Source organism: Paenibacillus silviterrae (assembly GCF_030167925.1).
GTDB classification, from domain to species: Bacteria; Bacillota; Bacilli; order Paenibacillales; family NBRC-103111; genus Paenibacillus_G; species Paenibacillus_G silviterrae.
Genome location: NZ_JASKUT010000001.1, coordinates 3,626,963 through 3,649,480, shown reverse-complemented (window position 1 = coordinate 3,649,480; position 22,518 = coordinate 3,626,963). Strand labels below are relative to the sequence as shown.

Sequence of the window (22,518 nt, the reverse complement as noted above, 5' to 3'; positions counted from 1 at the left end):
AGGCGGCTCCTTGTTAATCTCTTTTCCTTGACATGGTGTTACGCGTGTGCTAAAGTGTTCAGGTAGCCTTAATCCGCGAGGCGTTTTTTTTGCTGATCGTTTAAGGTTGTAAATCTTAAGGCTAGACGTAGGAGGTGTACATCATGCGGGTAATTATCACGTTAGCGTGCACAAACTGCAAGCAAAGAAACTACGCAACTACCAAAAATAAGCGTAACCATCCAGACCGCATGGAGTTGAAGAAATTCTGTCGGTTCTGCAATGAGCAAACCGCTCATCGCGAAACCCGCTAAGTTTTTGGAGGTGTAGTTGTGTCCTTTTTGGCTAGAGTTAAGCAGGGATTCGGCAACACATTTTCCTTTTTTGCGGACAGCTGGTCCGAATTGAAAAAAGTAAAATGGCCTACGCGCAAGGAGCTGACAAGCTACACGCTGGTGGTGCTTTTTACAGTCGTCTTTGTGACGGTGTACTTCTACGTTCTGGACTTGGGTATTTCTGAGCTGATTCGCCTCGTGTTCGAATAATTTAAGTGTCGGGTGGCGAACGTATGGAAATGGAGAAAAGATGGTACGTCGTACATACCTATTCCGGGTATGAGAATAAAGTAAAGGCGAACTTGGAAAAGCGCGTCGAATCCATGGATATGAAGGACAAGATCTTTCGCGTGCTGGTTCCCATGGAAGAAGAGCTTGTGAATAAAGACGGCAAGAAGAAGACGGTGATGCGCAAGGTGTATCCCGGCTATGTTCTGGTGGAGATGATCCAAACGGACGATTCTTGGTATGTCGTGCGGAATACGCCTGGGGTGACGGGCTTTGTTGGTTCGACCGGTTCCGGTTCGAAGCCGACGGCTTTGCTGCCTGAGGAAGTAGAATCGATTCTCAAGCACATGGGCATGGAAGAGCCGAAGCCGAAGATCGACTTCGAGCTCAAGGATAGTGTGCGTGTGAAAGTCGGACCTTTTGCCAATTTTGTCGGATCCGTGGAAGAGATTCTGGTCGACAAGAGCAAACTCAAGGTTCACGTCAACATGTTCGGACGGGAGACTCCTCTGGAGCTCGACTACCACCAGGTAGAGAAGCTTTAGTTGATAGAACCCGGCCATACTACGTACGAGGAGGTGTCACACAATGGCAAAAAAGGTTATCAAAATGGTAAAGCTGCAGGTTCCTGCAGGTAAAGCAAATCCGGCGCCGCCAATCGGTCCTGCACTTGGTCAAGCAGGGGTTAACATCATGGCATTCTGTAAGGAGTTCAACGCTCGTACAGCAGACCAGGCTGGTTTGATCATTCCAGTTGTAATCTCGGTGTTCGAGGATCGTTCTTTCACGTTCGAAACAAAAACACCTCCAGCGGCTGTATTGCTTCGTGTAGCTGCCGGTATCGAAAAAGGTTCAGGCGAGCCTAACAAGAAGAAGGTTGCAACCGTAAAGCGTTCGAAAGTTCGCGAAATCGCTGAGCAAAAAATGCCTGACCTGAACGCTGCATCCGTAGAGGCTGCTATGCGTATGGTTGAAGGTACGGCTCGCAGCATGGGCGTAGTGATCGAAGACTAATTCGAGAGCTCGTCCTAAGATTCCGACGGCCGGTCCACCGGAGTAGGAACACACAGTGGGAGGATATTCCGCTAATACCACATAGGAGGAAAAGTGAATGCCGAAACACGGTAAGAAATACGTAGAAGCTGCCAAGCTGATCAACCCAGAGACTTTCTATGAGCCTGCTGAAGCGATCACATTGGTTAAGCAAGCTGCTCGCGCGAAATTCGACGAGACAGTAGAAGTGGCAGTACGTTTGGGCGTAGACCCTCGTAAACAAGACCAAGCTGTTCGTGGCGTTGTTGTATTACCGCACGGTACTGGTAAAACTCAACGTGTTCTTGTATTTGCTAAAGGCGACAAAGCCAAAGAAGCGGAAGCAGCTGGCGCTGATTTCGTAGGCGATCAAGACATGATCAACAAGATCCAGCAAGGCTGGTTCGAATTCGACGTTTGCGTAGCGACACCTGATATGATGAGTGAAGTAGGTAAGCTGGGTCGTATCCTGGGTGGTAAGGGCTTGATGCCTAACCCTAAAGCCGGTACGGTTACGTTTGACGTAGCTAAGGCTGTTCAGGAGATCAAAGCAGGTAAGATCGAATACCGTCTGGATAAAGCGGGTCAAATCCACGCTCCAATCGGTAAAGTATCTTTCGATGCTGAGAAGCTTGCTGAAAACTTCAAGGCGCTTGTGGATGCACTAAACCGTGCGAAGCCGGCTGCTGCGAAGGGTGTATACCTCAAGAACATTGCGGTATCCTCCACTATGGGTCCTGCAGCTCGCGTAAACGTACAAACCTTTAGATAAGCTGCGTTTGCAGCGTGGAATAGCTTGGCAGTTGACTTTCCGAAGTCGCCATGCTAATCTAACTAAGGTTCTGACAAACGAATATAACTTACCGAAGACAGCAGGTGCTTCGCAAGAAGCTTAATCTCCTGCCGAGGTGTTATGATATAAGATCGTATTTCTTTGCTTAATTGCGAGAATTCGTGTATCATCATGCCTTCGCCGAGTCTGCGGAGGCATTTTGCTTTTTCGGAGGCGAAATGTCTCGCAGACCGTGAACTCGAGCGGATCATGTACAAGGGTCTGGTAAGTTTTCCAGTTGTGGTTAAAAGTAAGTATTTTCAATTGTAGGAGGTGCAAGAATGGCAAACGCGAAAATCATCGAGCAGAAATCTCAACAGGTTGCGGAAGTAGTGGAGAAGCTGAAAGACAGCTCCTGCACAATCGTAACTGACTATCGCGGTCTTAACGTAGCTCAAGTTACTGAGCTCCGTAAGCAGCTTCGCGAAGCAGGCGTTGAATTCCAGGTTCTGAAGAACACTCTGGTACGCCGCGCAACAGCGGGTGCTGAATTGTCTGAGCTTGACGAGTACTTGAGCGGTCCAACCGCCATTGCTTTCAGTAAGGACGATATCGTAACTCCAGCCAAAATCTTGACGGATTTCGCTAAGAAGAACGACAAGCTGGAAGTAAAAGCTGGTGTTGTTGAAGGTCGAGTTGTTGATTACAGCCAAATCAAAGCACTGGCAGATCTGCCTTCCCGCGAAGGTCTCCTGTCCATGTTGCTCAGCGTGCTTCAAGCTCCTATGCGCAACTTCGCCCTTGCGGTTAAAGCTGTTGCAGAGAAGAACGAAGGCGGCGCTCAAGAAGCTTAATCGCTTCGAACTCGTAAGTTAAAACTAATCTATTACTATATTGGAGGTTCAACCATGAGCAAAGAGCAAATCTTGGAAGCCATTAAAGGCATGACTGTATTGGAACTGAACGATCTCGTGAAAGCAATCGAAGAAGAATTCGGCGTAACAGCAGCAGCTCCTGTAGCTGTAGTGGCTGGCGGCGCAGTTGCAGAAGTAGCTGAGCAAACTGAGTTCGACGTAATCTTGAACAACGCTGGTGCTTCCAAAATCAACGTTATCAAGGTTGTTCGCGAAATCACTGGTCTTGGTCTGAAAGAAGCAAAAGACCTGGTTGACGGCGCACCGAAGCCTTTGAAAGAGAAAATCGGCAAAGAAGAAGCAGAATCCATCAAAGCAAAGCTGGAAGAAGCTGGCGCTTCCGTAGAAGTGAAGTAATTCAAGCCTCAACCGCCCCTTGTAGAGCTAACCCTCTCCAAGGGGTTTTGCTTTAAGACCGAAATTGAGGAGGTGATCTAGTGTCGGAGCACTATTATTCGTCTAAGCCTTCGACGGCGCATGACATTCATACGATCGAAGAGACTCTTCGCGGCAAACGCTTCACCTTTCAGACGGACGCGGGTGTCTTCTCCAAGAAGGGAATCGATTTCGGATCGAAGCTCTTAATTGAAACCGTAACTTTAGAGCCTAATGCGAAAGTGCTGGATGTGGGATGCGGCTATGGGCCGATCGGCATTTCCTTAGCGACATTAGTCCCCCAAGGTCATGTAACGATGGTCGATATCAATGAGCGGGCTATTGCTCTAGCCAAAGACAATGCAGCGCGTAACCGTGTATCCCACGTTCGGGTTCTTCAGAGTGATACGCTGAATGAAGTGATGGATGAAACCTTTGATGCGGTCGTGACGAATCCTCCGATTCGGGCGGGTAAGGAGATCGTGCATCGAATTTTTGAGCAGGCTAGCAGGGTTCTTGTGGAAGGTGGAAGCCTGTGGGTCGTGATTCAGAAAAAACAAGGCGCGCCGTCAGCCTTCGCCAAGATGGAGACGCTGTTCTCTTCCGTGGAGGAAGTAGATAAGGACAAGGGTTATCGGATTCTCAAAGCTACCAAATAATTTGCAAGGAATATATCGTTTATCTAAAGGGCCTTGTAGTGGAATGAAGATAAACGATATATTCCTTACATGGAATTATCCTTGACTTGAATTTTTATATATGGTATTATCATATAATGTCAGTATAAACAATGGGATATTTGTCTTTAGTTTGCTAAAATGTCAAGAATTATTTTCATACCCAGGGTGAATAAAAATTTAACTTATTACGTATAATGTTTAAATTTTAAGTAAACCCTACCAAGTATGGAGAAAATTGCGGTGACATGAAATTTCGTCTAACCATGCGGCGCGGAAGCTTCCTTATGAAGAAATACTTCGGCGGTCCTACCTTACGAAGACTTCGGTTAGGGGCTTTTATTTTGTTCTATTGAGTAGACACGAGGGGTGAATCTAAGTTGGCGGGTCATCTTGTTCAATTAGGTCGACGTAAGCGCAGGTCATATGCTCGGATTCATGAGGTTTTGGAAGTTCCGAACCTGATTGAAATCCAACAGAAATCATATCAGTGGTTTCTTGATGAAGGATTGCGTGAAATGTTTCAGGATATTTCCCCGATACAGGATTTTACGGGGAATTTAGTGCTGGAATTCATCGACTATAGCTTAGGAGAGCCTAAGTATTCGGTAGACGAATCCAAAGAGCGTGACGTCACGTTTGCCGCACCGCTTCGAGTAAAGGTACGGTTGATTAATAAGGAAACCGGCGAGGTCAAAGAGCAAGAGGTCTTCATGGGAGACTTCCCTCTGATGACGGAAACCGGTACATTCATTATCAACGGCGCCGAACGGGTTATCGTCAGTCAGCTGGTTCGTTCTCCGAGTGTATACTTCAGCACGAAGGTTGATAAGAACGGAAAGAAAACATATACCGCTACCGTCATTCCAAATCGCGGTGCATGGCTCGAGCTCGAAACGGATGCGAAGGATATCATCTATGTAAGGATCGACCGTACACGCAAAATTCCGGTAACCGTGTTGCTGCGTGCTCTCGGTTTCGGTACGGATGCGGAAATCATAGATTTGCTGGGTGATGACGAGTACATTCGCAACACCCTGGATAAGGATAACACGGACTCTACGGATAAGGCTCTCATTGAGATTTACGAGCGTCTTCGTCCGGGTGAGCCTCCTACACTGGATAACGCGCGCAGCCTGCTCGTTGCCCGTTTCTTCGATCCGAAGCGCTATGATTTGGCAAATGTAGGTCGTTACAAGATTAATAAGAAGCTTCACATCAAGAATCGTTTGTTTAATCAACGCCTGGCTGAGACGCTAGTAAATCCGGAGACGGGTGAAATTCTAGCGGAAGCCGGCCAATTGATTGACCGTCGTTTGTTAGATGAGATTCTGCCGCATTTGGAAGATAACGTAGGCTTTAAGGAGTACGCTGTTGTCAACGGCGTTACGGAGTCCGATCGTATTCCGCTGCAGAGCATCAATGTATATTCGCCTCTGGAAGACGGCAAGATCGTCAAGGTGACGGCGAACGGGAAGATTGATAAGTCGGTCAAGCATATTACGCCTGCTGACATCATCGCTTCTATCAATTACTTTATTAACTTGTTGCACGGAATCGGCAACACGGATGATATCGACCACCTGGGTAACCGTCGTCTTCGTTCCGTAGGCGAACTGCTCCAGAACCAGTTCCGTATCGGTTTGTCCCGGATGGAGCGCGTGGTACGCGAGCGGATGTCGATTCAAGATGCCAATGTCATTACGCCTCAGGCTTTGATTAATATTCGTCCGGTTATCGCTTCGATCAAGGAGTTCTTCGGAAGCTCCCAGCTGTCGCAGTTTATGGACCAGACGAACCCGCTAGCCGAGCTTACGCATAAGCGTCGTTTGTCGGCACTCGGTCCCGGCGGCTTGACGAGAGAGCGCGCAGGCTTCGAAGTCCGCGACGTTCACCACTCCCACTATGGCCGTATGTGTCCAATCGAGACGCCGGAAGGTCCGAACATCGGTCTGATCAACTCCTTGTCCACGTTCGCGCGGATTAACGAATATGGCTTCATCGAAGCCCCATATCGTTGGGTTGATCCTAAGACGGGTCGTGTTACGGATCAGATTGCTTACCTGACAGCGGATGAAGAGGATAACTACGTTGTGGCTCAGGCGAACGCCGAGCTGGACGAAGAAGGCCGCTTCAAGAACGATACTGTTATCGTTCGTTACAAGGATGATAACCTCGTTCTACCTAAGGATCGCGTTGACTACATGGACGTATCGCCTAAACAGGTTGTATCCGTTGCAACAGCGCTCATTCCGTTCCTGGAGAATGACGACTCCAACCGTGCGCTCATGGGTTCCAACATGCAGCGGCAGGCCGTACCACTATTGATCCCTAAGGCGCCTCTCGTAGGTACCGGTATGGAGCATAAATCGGCTAAGGACTCTGGGGTTTGTATCGTTTCTAAGGTGAACGGCTTCGTAGAACGCGTCTCGGCGAATGAGATTTGGGTTCGTCGTCAGGATATGGTCGACGGCAAGCTTGTAACCGGCGATCTGGTGAAGCATAAGCTTCATAAGTTTATGCGCTCCAACCAAGGTACTTGCATCAACCAGCGTCCGATTTGCCGCAAGGGCGAGCAAGTTCGCGTCGGAGATATTCTAGCCGACGGTCCATCCACGGAGATGGGCGAATTGGCTCTTGGACGTAACGTCGTCGTTGCCTTTATGACTTGGGAAGGCTACAACTACGAGGATGCGATCCTGCTTAGCGAAAAGCTTGTGAAGGAAGATGTGTACACTTCCATTCACATTGAAGAATATGAGTCCGAAGCGCGGGATACCAAGCTGGGGCCGGAAGAAATTACACGCGACATCCCGAACGTAGGGGAAGATGCGCTGAAAAATCTCGACGAGCGCGGAATTATCCGCGTGGGTGCTGAGATTGCTGCCGGCGACATCCTTGTCGGTAAGGTAACGCCGAAAGGGGTAACCGAGCTGACGGCGGAAGAGCGTTTGCTCCATGCGATTTTCGGTGAGAAAGCACGTGAAGTCCGTGATACCTCCCTGCGTGTGCCTCACGGTACCGACGGTATCGTTGTTGACGTGAAGGTGTTCACCCGTGAGAACGGCGATGAGCTGCCTCCTGGTGTGAACCAGCTCGTACGTGTCTACATCGCTCAGAAGCGGAAGATTTCCGAAGGCGATAAGATGGCGGGACGTCACGGTAACAAAGGGGTTATCGCCCGTATTCTGGCCGAAGAGGACATGCCGTTCCTGCCGGACGGCACACCGGTGCAGGTTGTATTGAACCCGCTCGGGGTTCCTTCCCGGATGAACATCGGTCAGGTGCTTGAGCTTCACTTAGGTATGGCAGCGAAATATCTGGGTATTCATACAGCAACCCCGGTATTTGACGGCGCGCGCGAGTATGACGTGTTCGATACCATGGAAGAAGCCGGTATGCAGCGTAACGGGAAAACCCTCTTATACGACGGTCGTACAGGTGAGCCATTCGAACGCGAAGTTACCGTCGGCGTCATGTACATGATTAAGCTGGCGCACATGGTTGACGATAAGATCCATGCCCGCTCGACAGGTCCTTACTCGCTTGTTACGCAGCAGCCGCTGGGTGGTAAAGCGCAGTTCGGCGGTCAGCGCTTCGGTGAGATGGAGGTATGGGCGCTTGAAGCCTATGGTGCCGCTTATACACTTCAAGAGATCTTGACCGTCAAGTCTGACGACGTCGTAGGGCGCGTGAAGACTTATGAATCGATTGTCAAAGGTGAGAACGTTCCTGAGCCGGGCGTTCCGGAATCCTTCAAAGTATTGATCAAAGAGCTTCAAAGCTTGGGTATGGACGTGAAGATCCTGACCGAGAACGAAGAAGAGATCGAAATGAAGGAAGCGGACGATGATGATGAGGTAACAAGCGATAAGCTGAACCTTAATCTTGAAGGCGCGGAAATGGGTGTAGAATAACTTTTTACATGCTTGTTACACCACAAATGAGGAGGGTTGCTCCTTCATGGACGTCAACAACTTTGAATTTATGAAAATCGGCTTGGCCTCTCCGGATAAGATCCGGTCGTGGTCCCGAGGTGAAGTAAAAAAACCGGAGACGATTAACTACAGAACGCTGAAGCCGGAAAAAGAAGGCTTGTTCTGTGAGAAAATTTTCGGGCCGACCAAGGACTGGGAGTGCCATTGCGGTAAATATAAACGTGTACGTTATAAAGGCGTTGTCTGCGATCGCTGCGGCGTCGAAGTAACTCGTCAAAAGGTGCGTCGTGAGCGGATGGGTCACATCGAGCTCGCGGCCCCTGTATCGCATATTTGGTACTTCAAAGGAATTCCGAGCCGTATGGGTCTTGCACTCGATATGTCTCCCCGTTCCTTGGAAGAAATCATTTACTTCGCTTCCTACGTAGTGACGGATCCAGGAGATACACCTCTGGAGAAGAAGCAATTGCTCTCGGAGAAGGAATACCGCAGCTATCGTGAGAAGTACGGTTATGCTTTCCAAGCCGGTATGGGCGCTGAAGCAGTCAAGAAGCTCCTTATGGATATCGACATCGAGAAGGAAGTCGATATGCTCAAAGAAGAGCTAAAAACAGCGCAAGGTCAACGTCGTAACCGTGCGATCAAGCGTTTGGAGGTAATGGAAGCATTCCGGAACTCCAAAAACTTGCCTGAGTGGATGGTACTCGATGTGCTTCCGGTCATCCCGCCGGAGCTTCGTCCGATGGTTCAGCTCGATGGCGGTCGTTTCGCCACCTCCGACTTGAACGATCTGTACCGCCGCGTAATCAACCGGAACAACCGTCTGAAGCGACTGCTAGACCTCGGCGCACCGGACATCATTGTTCAGAACGAGAAGCGGATGCTGCAGGAAGCGGTCGACGCTTTGATCGACAACGGTCGTCGCGGCCGTCCTGTTACCGGACCGGGTAACCGTCCGCTGAAGTCCCTAAGCCACATGCTTAAGGGTAAGCAGGGTCGTTTCCGGCAAAACCTTCTGGGTAAACGTGTTGACTACTCCGGCCGTTCCGTTATCGTAGTAGGACCGAGCCTGAAGATGTATCAATGCGGTCTGCCGAAGGAAATGGCACTCGAATTGTTCAAGCCTTTCGTAATGAAGGAGCTTGTGAATAAAGGCTTGGCCCACAACATCAAGAGTGCGAAGCGCAAAGTAGAGCGCGTGAGCCCTGAGGTATGGGACGTTCTTGAAGAAGTCATTAAGGAGCATCCGGTTCTTCTGAACCGTGCCCCCACTTTGCACAGACTCGGGATTCAGGCGTTTGAGCCGATTCTCGTAGAAGGTCGTGCGATTAAGCTGCATCCGCTCGTATGTACAGCGTATAACGCTGACTTTGACGGGGACCAGATGGCCGTTCACGTACCATTGTCTGCGGAAGCGCAAGCGGAAGCACGAATTCTGATGCTTGCAGCAGGCAATATCTTGAACCCTAAGGACGGCAAGCCGGTTGTTACTCCGTCTCAGGATATGGTTCTCGGTAGCTTCTACTTGACGATGGACAGCAAGACTGCTAAGGGAGCAGGAACGATTCTTCGTACCGTTCATGAAGCCGTGTCCTTGTACCATCGCGGAGATGCATCCCTGCACGCGCGTGTTGCCATTCCGGCAAAAGCTTTGGGTAAAACCAGTTTTACTCCGGAGCAGCAGGAAGCGATGCTCGTAACAACGATCGGTAAGATTATCTTTAACGAAATCTATCCGGCCGATTTCCCATTCATTAACGAGCCTACAAAGCAAAATCTGTTGAACGGCATTCCTGACACCTTCTTTGTATTCGAGAAGGGCGGAGATATCCGCAAGAAGTTTGAGGAACTGCCGGAGCAGAAGGCGGTAGGTAAGGATTATCTGGGAACGATCATTGCAGAGTGCTTCCGTCGTTATCACACGACGCAGACATCCATCATTTTGGATAACATTAAACAGCTCGGCTTCACCTATTCAACCCGTGCGGGTATATCGATCGCCGTTGCCGACGTTACGGTACCGGAAGAGAAGGAACGCATCTTGGGAGAATCGGAAGAGAAGGTTCGGGTAGTTACGAATCAATATCGCCGCGGTCTCATTACGGACGAAGAGCGTTATGATCGCGTAATTGCCATCTGGAGTAAAGCGAAGGATGAAATCACGGATATCCTGATGAAATCCTTAGACAAATACAACTCCATCATGATGATGGTGGAATCCAAAGCGCGGGGTAACAAATCGCAGATCACCCAGCTGGGCGGTATGCGGGGTCTTATGGCCAACCCGTCCGGTAGAATTATCGAGTTGCCGATCAAATCGAACTTCCGTGAAGGTCTGACGGTATTGGAATACTTTATCTCCACGCACGGTGCACGGAAAGGTTTGGCTGATACGGCGCTTCGTACGGCGGACTCCGGTTACTTGACTCGTCGTCTCGTAGACGTTGCTCAAGACGTAATCGTTCGTGACGAAGATTGCGGTACGGATAAAGGCTTTATTGTTAGCCGTATTCAGGATGGCAAGGAAGTTATTGAGGATCTGTATGACCGTATTGAAGGACGCTATTCGTTCGAGACGATCCGTCATCCGCAAACCGGTGAAGTTATTGTGTCCAGAAACGAGCTAATTACATCTGGAATTGCAGATGCAATTGTTGACGCCGATATTCAGAAGCTGCAAATCCGTTCTGTTCTCAGCTGCCGCACGCGCCATGGCGTATGTAAGAAATGCTACGGACGTAACTTGGCTACAGGCCAGCATGTAGAGATCGGAGAAGCGGTCGGTATCATCGCAGCCCAGTCCATCGGGGAACCTGGAACTCAGCTCACGATGCGTACGTTCCATACCGGTGGTGTTGCCGGAGATGATATTACGCAAGGTCTTCCGCGGATTCAGGAGCTTTTCGAAGCTCGGAATCCAAAAGGGCAAGCGATCATCACCGAGATCGACGGTGTGGTTAAAGATATCCGTGAAGCGAAAGAGCGCCGCGAGATTGAAGTTAGCGGTGAAGCGGAATCCAAGGTATATTCCGTACCTTACGGCTCCCGTGTTCGTGTGACGGTCGGTCAGAACGTAGAGGCGGGCGACGAGCTCACCGAAGGTTCCATCGACCCGAAAGAAATGCTGCGCATCAAGGGGATCCGCGGCGTGCAGAACTATATCCTACAGGAAGTTCAGCGCGTATACCGGAACCAGGGCGTAGAAATCAACGACAAGCACGTTGAGGTTATGATTCGTCAGATGCTGCGGAAGATACGTATTGTGGATGCAGGGAATACTACTTTGCTTCCAGGATCGTTCGTTGACATTCATGAATATGAAGAAGCGAACAAGGTGGCGCTCTTTGCTGGAGAAGAGCCAGCAGTCGCTAAACCTGTTCTTCTCGGTATTACCAAAGCTTCTCTCGAGACGGACTCCTTCTTATCTGCAGCGTCCTTCCAAGAGACGACCCGCGTTCTCACGGACGCGGCGATCAAAGGTAAGGTTGACCAGTTGCTAGGTTTGAAAGAGAATGTTATTATCGGTAAGCTGATTCCTGCGGGTACAGGGATGTCGAGATATCGCAACATCCGTATCACCAACCCGAATGAGGATGAGACGGAAGCGGTAGAGAACGAAGTGGAAGCTGTAACCGTAGAGTAACAATGGGAACTGCTGGTCTTCTTGTGAATTTCCAAATAAATTCTTTGTGAAGACCAGCTGCTTTCCTTGACACTGCTTTTTCTAAGTGCTAATATATCAAAGTGTGCCATTTTATATGAATCACCTGTCCCTCTGAAAGGATGTTTCTATGTCTTATGAAGAAGTGAAACAGGCGGCTAATATAATTACCGGCACGAAGCAGGCAACCAAGGTCGTGGAGCTAGGCAAGGCCACGGAAGTGTTTGTTGCGAAAGATGCAGATCCGCGAATTACGATAAAGATGGTTAACCTCTGCAAGAAGTTGGGGGTTAAAGTAACATACGTGGAATCCATGAAAATGCTAGGTAAAGCGTGTGGAATTGAAGTAGGCGCTGCTATGGCGGCGGTAGTGAATGAATGAAGTCATCATGTTTTTGTCGTGAAAACTTGTTCTGAGTCTTGGCGGCAAAAACTTTTCCTTTGTTCATTTACGATTCGCCTGGATCTGTGGGCTTGGAATCAGAAAGGACTTATTTCTTAGAAGGAGGTGGCCACATGCCAACAATTAACCAGCTCGTTCGTAAAGGACGTCAAGCAAAAGTTGTAAAATCCAAATCCCCTGCTCTGCAAAAAGGCTTCAACGCCTTGAAGAGAGAAGCGACGGATTTGAGCGCTCCTCAAAAGCGTGGTGTATGTACTCGTGTAGGTACAATGACGCCGAAGAAACCGAACTCCGCTCTTCGTAAATATGCGCGTGTTCGTTTGACTAACCGTGTTGAGGTAACTGCTTATATCCCGGGTATCGGACACAACCTGCAAGAGCACAGCGTAGTGCTGATCCGCGGCGGTCGTGTTAAGGACCTTCCAGGGGTTCGTTACCACATAGTTCGTGGTGCGCTTGATACTGCAGGCGTGAACAACCGTAAGCAAGCTCGTTCCAAGTACGGCGCTAAGCGTCCGAAAGTGAAGAAGTAATACACTAGAATGACAGAATGAATTTTTTGAGAAAGGGGGATAACTATGCCTCGTAAAGGTCCAGTTACTCGCAGAGACGTATTGCCAGATCCAATTTATAATAGCAAATTGGTTACCCGTTTGATCAACAGAATGATGCTTGATGGTAAAAGAGGTACTGCACAACGCATCCTTTATAATGCCTTCAACCTGATTCAAGAGCGTACGGGTAAAGAACCAATGGAAGTGTTCGAAACAGCGATTAAGAACATCATGCCTGTTCTTGAAGTTAAAGCTCGCCGTGTTGGGGGTGCTAACTACCAAGTACCAGTAGAAGTTCGCGCTGAGCGCCGCACTACTTTGGGACTTCGTTGGCTTGTAAACTACTCCCGCCTGCGCGGTGAGAAGACGATGGAAGAAAGACTTGCTCAAGAAATCATCGACGCAAGCAACAACACTGGCGCATCGGTTAAGAAGCGCGAAGACACACACAAAATGGCAGAAGCCAACAAAGCGTTCGCGCACTATCGTTGGTAGAATCCAAATTCAAATTCCTAAGTGTAGGAAGGAGATTTCCTGATGGCAAGAGAGTTTTCTCTGAAGGATACACGTAACATCGGGATCATGGCGCATATCGATGCCGGTAAGACAACTACTACTGAGCGCATTCTGTTCTATACAGGCCGCGTGCACAAGATCGGTGAAGTTCACGAGGGTGCTGCGACAATGGACTGGATGGAGCAGGAGCAAGAACGTGGTATCACTATCACGTCCGCTGCTACTACAGCTCAGTGGAAGGGTCACCGTATCAATATTATCGACACCCCGGGTCACGTTGACTTCACAGTTGAGGTTGAGCGTTCCCTCCGCGTACTTGACGGCGCCGTAGGCGTATTCAGTGCGAAGGAAGGCGTTGAGCCTCAGTCCGAGACCGTTTGGAGACAAGCGGACCGCTACGGCGTTCCTCGGATCGCTTACGTTAACAAAATGGATATCATCGGTGCGGATTACCTTCAGGTAATCGAATCGATGCGTGAGAAGCTCGGTGCAAACGCAGTAGCTATCCAGCTGCCTATCGGTGCAGAGAACGACTTCAAAGGCGTAGTAGATATCGTTGAGCGTAGAGCATATGTTTACAAGGACGACCTGGGTAAAGACCCTGAGGAAGTCGAAATCCCTGCTGACCTCAAAGACAAGGTTGAAGAGCTTCGCCTTGAACTGGTAGAGAAAGTAGCGGAACTGGACGAAGAGCTCATGATGAAATATCTGGAAGGCGAAGAGCTTTCCGTCGAAGAAATCAAGAGCGGCCTTCGTAAAGGTGTAGTTAGCGTTAAGATCTTCCCAGTTATCTGCGGATCCTCTTACCGTAATAAGGGCGTTCAAATGATGTTGGATGCTGTGCTTGACTACTTGCCTTCTCCAATTGATGTTCCTGATATCAAAGGAACACTCGATGATGGTACAGAAGTCGTACGGAAATCTGCTGATAATGAACCGTTCTCTGCACTTGCTTTCAAGATCATGACGGATCCGTTTGTTGGTAAGCTGACATTCTTCCGCGTATATTCCGGTGTTCTGAACTCCGGATCTTACGTCTTGAATGGAACTAAAGGCAAGCGTGAGCGTATCGGTCGTATTCTTCAGATGCATGCCAACAGCCGTCAAGAAATCACGGAAGTTTATGCTGGTGATATTGCAGCTGCCGTTGGTTTGAAGGATACCGTTACAGGGGACACACTCTGTGATGAGAAGCATCCGGTAATCCTGGAATCGATGAACTTCCCTGAGCCGGTTATCCAGCTCGCGGTTGAGCCGAAGACCAAAGCAGACCAAGATAAGATGGGTGTAGCTTTGTCCAAGCTTTCTGAGGAAGATCCGACATTCCGTGCACATACAGATGAAGAAACAGGCCAAACGATCATCGCTGGTATGGGTGAGCTTCACCTTGAGATCATCGTTGACCGTATGCTTCGTGAATTCAAGGTAGAAACCAACGTGGGTAAACCACAGGTAGCATACCGCGAAACATTCAAGCAAGCGGCTAAAGTTGAAGGTAAGTTCGTACGCCAATCCGGTGGCCGTGGTCAATACGGACATTGTTGGGTTGAGTTCGAACCTCTTGAGCCAGGCACAGGGTTCCAATTCGAGAGCAAGGTTGTGGGTGGATCGATTCCTCGTGAATTTATCGCACCAATTCAAGCTGGTATCGAAGAATCCATGAAAAATGGTGTCTATGCAGGCTTCCCGCTTGTTGACATCAAAGCCGTGGTTGTTGACGGTTCCTACCATGATGTAGACTCCAGTGAAATGGCGTTTAAAATTGCCGGTTCTATGGCGCTTAAGGCAGCGGCTGAGAAGTGTAAGCCGGTTCTGCTTGAGCCAATCATGAAAGTAGAAGTAACCGTTCCGGAAGAATACATGGGCGATGTTATGGGCGACCTGAACTCCCGCCGCGGCCGTATCGAAGGTATGGACGCCAAGTTCGGTGCACAAATCATTCGTGCTAAGGTACCTCTTTCCGAAATGTTCGGATACTCCACGACGCTTCGTTCCCGTACGCAAGGTCGCGGTGTGTACTCCATGGAAATTTCTCATTATGAGGAAGTGCCTAAGTCGATTGCCGAAGAGATCGTGGCAAAAAACAAAGGCGCCTAATATAAAATTGTTACTTTGAGGAGGCATTCTATCTCATGGCAAAAGCGAAATTTGAACGCAATAAGCCGCACGTTAACATCGGTACTATCGGTCACGTTGACCATGGTAAAACAACTTTGACTGCGGCAATCACAACGGTTCTTTCCAAAAAATACGGCGGTGCTGCTGTAGCATTCGACCAAATTGACAAAGCTCCAGAAGAGCGCGAGCGCGGTATCACAATCTCCACTGCTCACGTTGAATACGAAACTCCTAACCGTCACTACGCACACGTTGACTGCCCAGGTCACGCCGACTACGTTAAGAACATGATCACTGGTGCAGCTCAAATGGACGGAGCGATCCTGGTTGTATCCGCAGCTGACGGCCCAATGCCACAGACTCGCGAGCACATCCTGCTCTCCCGTCAGGTAGGCGTACCTTACATCGTTGTGTTCCTGAACAAGTGTGACATGGTTGAAGACGAAGAGTTGCTCGAACTGGTTGAAATGGAAGTTCGCGACCTGCTGAACGAATATGAGTTCCCAGGCGACGACACTCCAATCGTTCGCGGCGCTGCTCGTGAAGCACTTCAAAACCCAGATGGTCCTTGGGCTGACAAGATCGTTGAGCTGTTCGAGCACATCGATACTTACATCCCAACTCCAGAGCGCGACACTGACAAGCCTTTCTTGATGCCGGTAGAGGACGTGTTCACGATCACTGGTCGTGGTACCGTTGCTACAGGTCGCGTAGAGCGCGGTGTTGTTAAAGTTGGTGACGAAGTTGAAATTATCGGTCTTCAAGAAGAAACTCGCAAATCCGTATGTACGGGTGTTGAGATGTTCCGTAAACTGCTTGACTCCGCTCAAGCTGGTGACAACATCGGCGCATTGCTTCGCGGTGTAGACCGTAAAGATATCGAGCGTGGACAAGTTATTGCGAAGCCAGGTTCCGTTAAGCCTCACACTAACTTTACAGCTCAAATCTACGTTCTGACTAAAGAAGAAGGTGGCCGTCACAAGCCTTTCTTCACTGGCTACCGTCCTCAGTTCTACTTCCGTACAACTGACGTTACTGGTATCATCAACCTGCCAGAAGGTACAGAGATGGTTATGCCTGGAGATAACATCTCCGTTACTGTAGAACTGATCTCCCCAATCGCGATCGAAGAAGGTACTCGCTTCGCGATTCGTGAAGGCGGACGTACAGTAGGCGCAGGCGCAGTTGCTTCAATCCAGAAGTAATTCGCCAACCTATATAATAGAAGAAACCCTTCACTTCGGTGGAGGGTTTTTCCTTTGTTTTTTAAAGTTTCTTCTATTATAATAAGTAAGTATTTTTCTTAGGCGAATGCATGAAAAAAAACTTGCATTATGTTTTCATTTTTTATATAATAGTGAACGTTGGTCTGTGACGTTGCGATGATGTGAGAGGTTGCTGACACACCCGGCCCCTTTGCCATAGGGACCGCGTCAGGAGATTTTCACGGAGTATGTCCGATACTAAATTGGGCGATAGAAGGAGGGAATACTATGGCAAAGCAAAAGATTCGTATTCGTTTGAAGGCTTATGATCACAGAGTTCTGGATCAGTCCGCTGAGAAGATTGTGGAAACAGCCAAGCGTTCCGGGGCAGGAGTATCTGGTCCGATTCCGCTTCCGACTGAGAAGCAAATTATCACGATCCTGCGTGCGGTTCATAAGTACAAGGACTCGCGCGAGCAGTTCGAGATGCGCACACATAAGCGTTTGATCGATATCGTGAATCCTACACCACAAACCGTAGACGCTTTGATGCGTTTGGATCTGCCATCCGGTGTGGATATTGAGATCAAACTGTAATAGATAGTAACAGCTCGTTAAATACAATGCATGAGAGGAAAAGAGGTGTCAACGATGACTAAAGGTATCTTAGGTAAGAAGCTTGGAATGACTCAAGTGTTCACTCCGGAAGGATTGGTTGTACCGGTTACTGTAATTCTGGCTGGTCCTAACACTGTATTCCAGAAGAAGGACTTGGAGAATGACGGGTACGAAGCAATCCAAATCGGTTTTGACGATAAGAAAGAGCAAAGAGCGAATAAACCTGAGTTGGGCCATGCGAAGAAAGCAGGCGCAACACCTAAGCGCTACGTTAAAGAAATTCGCGGCATTCAAATCGGTGACTACGAGGTAGGTCAGGAGCTTAAAGCTGACATCTTCGCAGCAGGCGAATTCGTTGACGTAACAGGCGTTTCCAAGGGTAAAGGGTTCCAAGGCGTAATTAAGAGACATAACCAATCCAGAGGTCCAATGACTCACGGTTCGCGTTACCACCGCGGTCCAGGTTCCATGGGTTCCATCCAAGCGAACCGCGTTCCGAAAGGTAAGAACCTGCCAGGACATATGGGTAAAGAAACAGTTACATTGCAGAACCTCGAAGTTATTCGTGTGGATGCAGAACGCAACGTAATTCTTGTAAAAGGCTCCATTCCGGGTCCTAAGAACAGCTACGTTACGGTTAAATCTTCGGTGAAAGCCTAAGAAAGCGAGAAAGGAGGATTAACAGATGCCAAAAGTAGCATTATATAACGTTAGTGGTGCCCAGGTTGGCGAAGTGGAATTGTCTGATTCCGTATTCGGTATCGAGCCGCACGTTCATGTTTTGAACGAAGCTGTACTGATGCAGCGTGCTTCCCTTCGTGCAGGTACTCATAAAACTAAAGGTCGTTCCGAAGTTCGCGGCGGTGGCCGTAAGCCTTGGAAGCAAAAAGGTACGGGTCGTGCGCGTCAAGGTAGTATCCGTGCTCCTCAATGGAAGGGTGGCGGAACCGTATTTGGTCCGACTCCGCGCAGCTATTCTTACAAGCTGCCTAAGAAAGTTCGTCGTTTGGCGATCAAATCTGCTTTGTCTTCTAAGGTAGTTGCTAGCAATATCATCGTATTGGATCAGCTGACTATGGCAGCTCCTAAGACGAAAGAATTCGCTGCAATCCTGGGTAACCTGAAGGTTGCGAGCAAAGCTTTGGTTGTAACAGCTTCGTATGAAGAGAATGTAGCATTGTCTGCACGCAACATTCCTGGTGTGAAGTTCGTAGTTGCTGACGGTATCAACGTTCTGGACGTAATGGTTCATGACAAGTTGATCATCACTAAGGACGCGGTGCAAAAGGTAGAGGAGGTGTTTGCGTAATGAAAAACCCTCGCGACATTATTAAGCGCCCGGTTATTACTGAACGTACTAGCGAAATGATGGCTGAGAAGAAATACGTTTTCGAAGTCGACATGCGCTCGAATAAAACGGAAATCAAGCAAGCGATCGAGTCCATTTTCAAAGTGAAGGTTACTGATGTTAATACTTTGAGAATGCCTGCAAAGCCGAAGCGTTATGGCCGTTACTCCGGTTATACTTCCGAGTGGAAGAAAGCTATCGTGAAGCTTAGCGCAGACAGCAAAGAATTGGAATTCTTTGAATCGGTTTAATAGAAACTTTTGAAGTAAGGAGGGAATCCACGTGCCAGTAAAAAAATATAAACCAACGTCTCCTGCAAGACGTGCGATGTCGGTTTCTACTTTCGAAGAAATCACAACATCCACACCGGAGAAATCGCTTCTTGCGCCTCTTAGCAAGAAAGCAGGCCGTAACAACCAAGGTAAAATCACGGTTCGTCATCAAGGCGGCGGTCACAAGCGTAAATACCGTATTATTGACTTTAAGCGGAACAAGGATGGAATACCAGGACGCGTTGCTACGATCGAATACGATCCGAACCGTTCGGCTAACATCGCTTTGATTCACTACGTGGACGGTGAGAAGCGTTATATCCTCGCTCCTAAAGGACTGAAGGTAGACGATCAAGTCGTTTCCGGACCAACTGCGGATATCAAAATCGGTAACGCGCTTCCGATGGAAAACATCCCGGTAGGTACAGTTATCCACAACATCGAGTTGAAACCAGGCAAAGGCGGACAATTGGTTCGTGCAGCCGGTACTGAAGCTCAGCTTCTCGGTAAAGAAGAAACTTACGTAACCGTTCGTTTGTCTTCCGGTGAAGTTCGCAAGATCCTGAAGGTTTGCCGCGCTACCATCGGTTCCGTAGGTAACGAAGACTACGAACTCGTGAAAATCGGTAAAGCCGGTCGTTCCCGTTGGCTTGGACAACGTCCAGAAGTTCGCGGTTCCGTAATGAACCCTAACGATCACCCTCACGGTGGTGGTGAAGGCCGTTCGCCAATCGGACGTAAATCTCCTATGTCTCCTTGGGGCAAGCCTACCCTTGGTTACAAGACACGGAAGAAAAACAAGCATTCCAACAAGTACATCGTTCGTCGTCGTACGAAGTAATATAACCACTCGTTTTAACGAAGGGAGGAAATACGCATGGGTCGCAGTTTGAAAAAGGGTCCTTTTATCGATGGTTACCTTTTGAAAAAAGTGGAAGACATGAATGAAGCAAGCAAGAAGCAAGTGATCAAGACTTGGTCTCGCCGCTCGACGATTTTCCCGCAATTCATCGGTCACACTTTTGCGGTTTATGATGGCAAGAAGCATGTACCTGTATATGTAACCGAAGATATGGTCGGACATAAGCTGGGTGAATTTGCTCCAACCCGTACTTACAAAGGTCACACTGATTCCGATAAGAAGACGGGCAAGCGATAAGATTGATTTCGATCGAATAGATTCAGCGTAAATGAAAGGAGGTACATCCATGCAACAAGCAAAAGCTATTGCAAGATATGTTCGTATCGCTCCTCGTAAAGCTCAACTCGTGGTTGATTTGATCCGCGGTAAGCAAGTAGGTGAAGCGATCGCCATCCTGCGCCACACTCCGAAGTCCGCTTCTCCGATCATCGAGAAGGTTCTGAACTCCGCGATTGCGAACGCAGAGCATAACTACTCTTTGGACGTAAACAACTTGGTCATTTCCCAGGCTTTCGTTGATCAAGGTCCGACTCTTAAGAGATTCCGTCCTCGCGCTATGGGTCGTGCGAGCCGCATCAATAAACGTACCAGCCACATCACATTAGTGGTATCTGAGAAATAAGGAGGGATAACGTGTGGGTCAAAAAGTAAACCCGGTAGGTCTTCGGATCGGTATCATCCGTGACTGGGAATCCAAATGGTACGCAGGTAAAGATTTCGGCGATCTTCTGATGGAAGACGTAAAAATCCGTGAGTACCTCAAGCAAAAGCTGAAAGACTCTGCTGTTTCTAAGTTTGAAATCGAGCGTGCAGCAAATCGCGTTAACGTAACTATCCATACAGCGAAGCCTGGTATGGTAATCGGTAAAGGCGGTTCCGAGGTAGAAGTGATTCGCGCCTACCTGACAAAGCTGACGAACGGCAAAAAGGTTCACATCAACATCCAAGAAATCAAAAGCCCTGATCTTGACGCTGTCCTCGTTGCAGAAAGCATTGCTCAGCAGCTGGAGCGCCGCGTATCTTTCCGTCGCGCACTGAAGCAAGCAATCCAAAGAACGATGAGAGCCGGAGCAAAGGGTATCAAGACATCGACAAGCGGTCGTCTGGGCGGTGCGGAAATCGCCAGAACGGAAGGATACAGCGAAGGTACGGTACCTCTTCATACATTGCGTGCGGACATCGACTATGGTACAGCAGAAGCTCATACCACATATGGTCGTATCGGCGTAAAAGTATGGATCTATCGTGGCGAAGTTCTTCCGGCGGCTAAGAAAAAGGCTGTTACGGAAGGAGGCAACTAATCATGTTAGTTCCAAAACGTGTAAAACATCGTAAAGAGCACCGCGGCAACATGCGCGGTAACGCAAAAGGCGGCGCTGAAGTACATTTCGGTGAATACGGTCTGCAGGCTCTGGAGCCGGCATGGGTTACCAACCGTCAGATCGAAGCTGCTCGTATCGCCATGACTCGTTACATCAAGCGTGGTGGTAAGGTATGGATCAAGATTTTCCCTGCCAAGCCAATCACTCAAAAGCCGCTTGAAGTCCGGATGGGTAGCGGTAAAGGTAACGTTGAAAAATGGGTTGCTGTTGTTAAGCCAGGTAAAGTACTGTTTGAACTTGCCGGCGTTAGCGAAGAAATTGCTCGCGAAGCAATGCGTCTTGCCTCCCACAAGCTTCCTATCAAGACGAAGTTTGTGAAAAGAGAAGAAGTAGGCGGTGAAGCAAATGAAGGCTAGTGAATTCCGCAACTTAACCACTGCTGAGATTGAACAAAAAATCAACGGATTTAAAGAGCAGCTCTTTAACCTCCGTTTTCAATTGGCTACTGGCCAGCTCGACAACCCGGTTCAAATTCGTGAGGTTCGTAAAGAAATCGCTCGCGCTAAGACCGTTTTGCGTGAAAGAGAATTGGGTATCACTAGTTAATTAGAGAGGAGGATCTCCGATGGCTGAACGCAACGAGCGTAAAACGCAAGTGGGCAAAGTCGTAAGCGACAAGATGGACAAAACCATCGTTGTAGCTGTAGAGACCTACAAGATGCACAGCTTGTACCACAAGCGTATTAAGTACACGAAGAAATTCAAAGCTCATGATGAGAACAATGAAGCGAAAATCGGCGACGTTGTAAGAATCATGGAAACTCGCCCGCTCTCCAAGGATAAGAACTGGAGATTGGTTGAGGTCGTAGAAAAAGCGGTTATCGTTTAATATAAGCAGCGTGAACCAATTCCGGAAGGAGGGAATACACAATGATTCAACCATTTACTCGACTGGCTGTGGCTGACAACTCTGGCGCGAAGCAACTGATGTGTATCCGTGTGTTGGGTGGTACGGGTCGTCGTACAGCTAACATTGGTGATTTGATCGTTTGTTCCGTGAAAGAAGCAACACCAGGTGGCGTTGTCAAAAAGGGTGATGTAGTTAAGGCGGTTGTTGTTCGTACAAGACGCGGATCGCGCCGTAAGGACGGATCTTACATCACTTTCGACGAGAATGCAGCAGTTGTCGTTAAGGAAGATAAGAGCCCGCGCGGCACTCGTATCTTCGGACCTGTTGCTCGTGAGCTTCGTGACAGAGACTTTATGAAGATCGTTTCTCTGGCTCCGGAAGTAATCTAATCAAGTGTTCAGTTCTCTCGTGAAAAGAGG

General features: G+C 48.7%; 27 protein-coding genes and 1 other annotated feature. All 27 genes read left to right on the top strand.

The window, feature by feature from the left end; genetic code table 11:
- The first annotated feature begins 143 nt into the window (after window positions 1–143).
- Window positions 144–293, top strand: a complete 150-nt coding sequence (rpmG, locus tag QMO62_RS16705) for a 50S ribosomal protein L33 (RefSeq protein ID WP_284642742.1) — start codon at window positions 144–146, stop codon at window positions 291–293.
- Window positions 294–311: 18 nt separating this feature from the next.
- A complete protein-coding gene (secE, locus tag QMO62_RS16700; protein ID WP_284642741.1) occupies window positions 312–524 on the top strand; it encodes a preprotein translocase subunit SecE in 213 nt (70 codons plus the stop codon).
- 29 nt (window positions 525–553) lie between these two features.
- Entirely contained in the window at window positions 554–1,087 is a 534-nt protein-coding gene (gene nusG, locus QMO62_RS16695) for a transcription termination/antitermination protein NusG (RefSeq protein WP_284644967.1), read from the top strand.
- Between the two features lie 43 nt (window positions 1,088–1,130).
- Window positions 1,131–1,556 carry a 50S ribosomal protein L11 gene (gene rplK / locus QMO62_RS16690; protein ID WP_284642740.1) on the top strand — a complete coding sequence of 142 codons (426 nt, stop codon included), beginning with the start codon at window positions 1,131–1,133 and terminating at the stop codon, window positions 1,554–1,556.
- A 97-nt stretch (window positions 1,557–1,653) separates the two neighbouring features.
- Complete coding sequence (gene rplA / locus QMO62_RS16685; protein ID WP_284642739.1) at window positions 1,654–2,346, top strand: 50S ribosomal protein L1; 693 nt, start codon at window positions 1,654–1,656, stop codon at window positions 2,344–2,346.
- A 73-nt stretch (window positions 2,347–2,419) separates the two neighbouring features.
- Window positions 2,420–2,579: a sequence feature (ribosomal protein L10 leader region), on the top strand.
- A gap of 108 nt (window positions 2,580–2,687) precedes the next feature.
- The gene (gene rplJ, locus QMO62_RS16680) at window positions 2,688–3,200 is read left to right on the top strand and encodes a 50S ribosomal protein L10 (protein ID WP_284642738.1); all 513 of its coding nucleotides are present in this window, start codon (window positions 2,688–2,690) and stop codon (window positions 3,198–3,200) included.
- 54 nt (window positions 3,201–3,254) lie between these two features.
- Window positions 3,255–3,617 (top strand): 50S ribosomal protein L7/L12, encoded by a 363-nt coding sequence (gene rplL, locus QMO62_RS16675; protein WP_284642736.1) that lies wholly within the window; start codon window positions 3,255–3,257, stop codon window positions 3,615–3,617.
- 80 nt (window positions 3,618–3,697) lie between these two features.
- Window positions 3,698–4,294 (top strand): class I SAM-dependent methyltransferase, encoded by a 597-nt coding sequence (locus QMO62_RS16670; protein ID WP_284642735.1) that lies wholly within the window; start codon window positions 3,698–3,700, stop codon window positions 4,292–4,294.
- Between the two features lie 398 nt (window positions 4,295–4,692).
- Window positions 4,693–8,229, top strand: coding sequence for a DNA-directed RNA polymerase subunit beta (gene rpoB, locus QMO62_RS16665; protein WP_284642733.1), 3,537 nt, complete (start codon window positions 4,693–4,695; stop codon window positions 8,227–8,229).
- 46 nt (window positions 8,230–8,275) lie between these two features.
- Window positions 8,276–11,893, top strand: a complete 3,618-nt coding sequence (gene rpoC / locus QMO62_RS16660; RefSeq protein WP_284642732.1) for a DNA-directed RNA polymerase subunit beta' — start codon at window positions 8,276–8,278, stop codon at window positions 11,891–11,893.
- Window positions 11,894–12,041: 148 nt separating this feature from the next.
- A complete protein-coding gene (locus tag QMO62_RS16655; protein WP_284642731.1) occupies window positions 12,042–12,293 on the top strand; it encodes a ribosomal L7Ae/L30e/S12e/Gadd45 family protein in 252 nt (83 codons plus the stop codon).
- A 134-nt stretch (window positions 12,294–12,427) separates the two neighbouring features.
- Window positions 12,428–12,847 (top strand): 30S ribosomal protein S12, encoded by a 420-nt coding sequence (gene rpsL, locus QMO62_RS16650; RefSeq protein WP_284642729.1) that lies wholly within the window; start codon window positions 12,428–12,430, stop codon window positions 12,845–12,847.
- Window positions 12,848–12,892: 45 nt separating this feature from the next.
- Window positions 12,893–13,363 carry a 30S ribosomal protein S7 gene (rpsG, locus tag QMO62_RS16645; RefSeq protein WP_284642728.1) on the top strand — a complete coding sequence of 157 codons (471 nt, stop codon included), beginning with the start codon at window positions 12,893–12,895 and terminating at the stop codon, window positions 13,361–13,363.
- A 42-nt stretch (window positions 13,364–13,405) separates the two neighbouring features.
- Window positions 13,406–15,481 carry an elongation factor G gene (gene fusA, locus QMO62_RS16640; protein ID WP_284642727.1) on the top strand — a complete coding sequence of 692 codons (2,076 nt, stop codon included), beginning with the start codon at window positions 13,406–13,408 and terminating at the stop codon, window positions 15,479–15,481.
- A 35-nt stretch (window positions 15,482–15,516) separates the two neighbouring features.
- On the top strand, window positions 15,517–16,707 hold the full coding sequence (tuf, locus tag QMO62_RS16635; RefSeq protein WP_284642726.1) for an elongation factor Tu: 1,191 nt from the start codon (window positions 15,517–15,519) through the stop codon (window positions 16,705–16,707).
- 288 nt (window positions 16,708–16,995) lie between these two features.
- Window positions 16,996–17,304 (top strand): 30S ribosomal protein S10, encoded by a 309-nt coding sequence (rpsJ, locus tag QMO62_RS16630; RefSeq protein WP_006212922.1) that lies wholly within the window; start codon window positions 16,996–16,998, stop codon window positions 17,302–17,304.
- 54 nt (window positions 17,305–17,358) lie between these two features.
- The gene (rplC, locus tag QMO62_RS16625; protein ID WP_284642724.1) at window positions 17,359–17,985 is read left to right on the top strand and encodes a 50S ribosomal protein L3; all 627 of its coding nucleotides are present in this window, start codon (window positions 17,359–17,361) and stop codon (window positions 17,983–17,985) included.
- A 25-nt stretch (window positions 17,986–18,010) separates the two neighbouring features.
- Window positions 18,011–18,634 carry a 50S ribosomal protein L4 gene (gene rplD, locus QMO62_RS16620; RefSeq protein WP_284642723.1) on the top strand — a complete coding sequence of 208 codons (624 nt, stop codon included), beginning with the start codon at window positions 18,011–18,013 and terminating at the stop codon, window positions 18,632–18,634.
- Window positions 18,634–18,924: a 50S ribosomal protein L23 gene (gene rplW, locus QMO62_RS16615; RefSeq protein WP_284642722.1), complete on the top strand. Its 291-nt coding sequence runs from the start codon at window positions 18,634–18,636 to the stop codon at window positions 18,922–18,924. Before rplD ends, rplW begins: the two co-directional genes overlap by 1 nt.
- Window positions 18,925–18,955: 31 nt before the next feature.
- Window positions 18,956–19,786 (top strand): 50S ribosomal protein L2, encoded by an 831-nt coding sequence (rplB, locus tag QMO62_RS16610; RefSeq protein ID WP_284642721.1) that lies wholly within the window; start codon window positions 18,956–18,958, stop codon window positions 19,784–19,786.
- Window positions 19,787–19,822: 36 nt separating this feature from the next.
- Window positions 19,823–20,104 (top strand): 30S ribosomal protein S19, encoded by a 282-nt coding sequence (gene rpsS / locus QMO62_RS16605; protein ID WP_284642720.1) that lies wholly within the window; start codon window positions 19,823–19,825, stop codon window positions 20,102–20,104.
- 49 nt (window positions 20,105–20,153) lie between these two features.
- Complete coding sequence (rplV, locus tag QMO62_RS16600; RefSeq protein WP_284642719.1) at window positions 20,154–20,489, top strand: 50S ribosomal protein L22; 336 nt, start codon at window positions 20,154–20,156, stop codon at window positions 20,487–20,489.
- Between the two features lie 13 nt (window positions 20,490–20,502).
- Entirely contained in the window at window positions 20,503–21,168 is a 666-nt protein-coding gene (gene rpsC / locus QMO62_RS16595) for a 30S ribosomal protein S3 (protein WP_284642718.1), read from the top strand.
- A gap of 2 nt (window positions 21,169–21,170) precedes the next feature.
- Entirely contained in the window at window positions 21,171–21,605 is a 435-nt protein-coding gene (gene rplP / locus QMO62_RS16590) for a 50S ribosomal protein L16 (RefSeq protein WP_284642717.1), read from the top strand.
- A complete protein-coding gene (gene rpmC, locus QMO62_RS16585; protein WP_284642716.1) occupies window positions 21,595–21,795 on the top strand; it encodes a 50S ribosomal protein L29 in 201 nt (66 codons plus the stop codon). The genes rplP and rpmC overlap by 11 nt, the downstream gene beginning before the upstream one ends.
- A 19-nt stretch (window positions 21,796–21,814) precedes the next feature.
- Window positions 21,815–22,078, top strand: a complete 264-nt coding sequence (gene rpsQ / locus QMO62_RS16580; protein WP_284642715.1) for a 30S ribosomal protein S17 — start codon at window positions 21,815–21,817, stop codon at window positions 22,076–22,078.
- Window positions 22,079–22,119: 41 nt separating this feature from the next.
- The gene (gene rplN, locus QMO62_RS16575) at window positions 22,120–22,488 is read left to right on the top strand and encodes a 50S ribosomal protein L14 (RefSeq protein WP_284642714.1); all 369 of its coding nucleotides are present in this window, start codon (window positions 22,120–22,122) and stop codon (window positions 22,486–22,488) included.
- Window positions 22,489–22,518 lie beyond the last annotated feature (30 nt).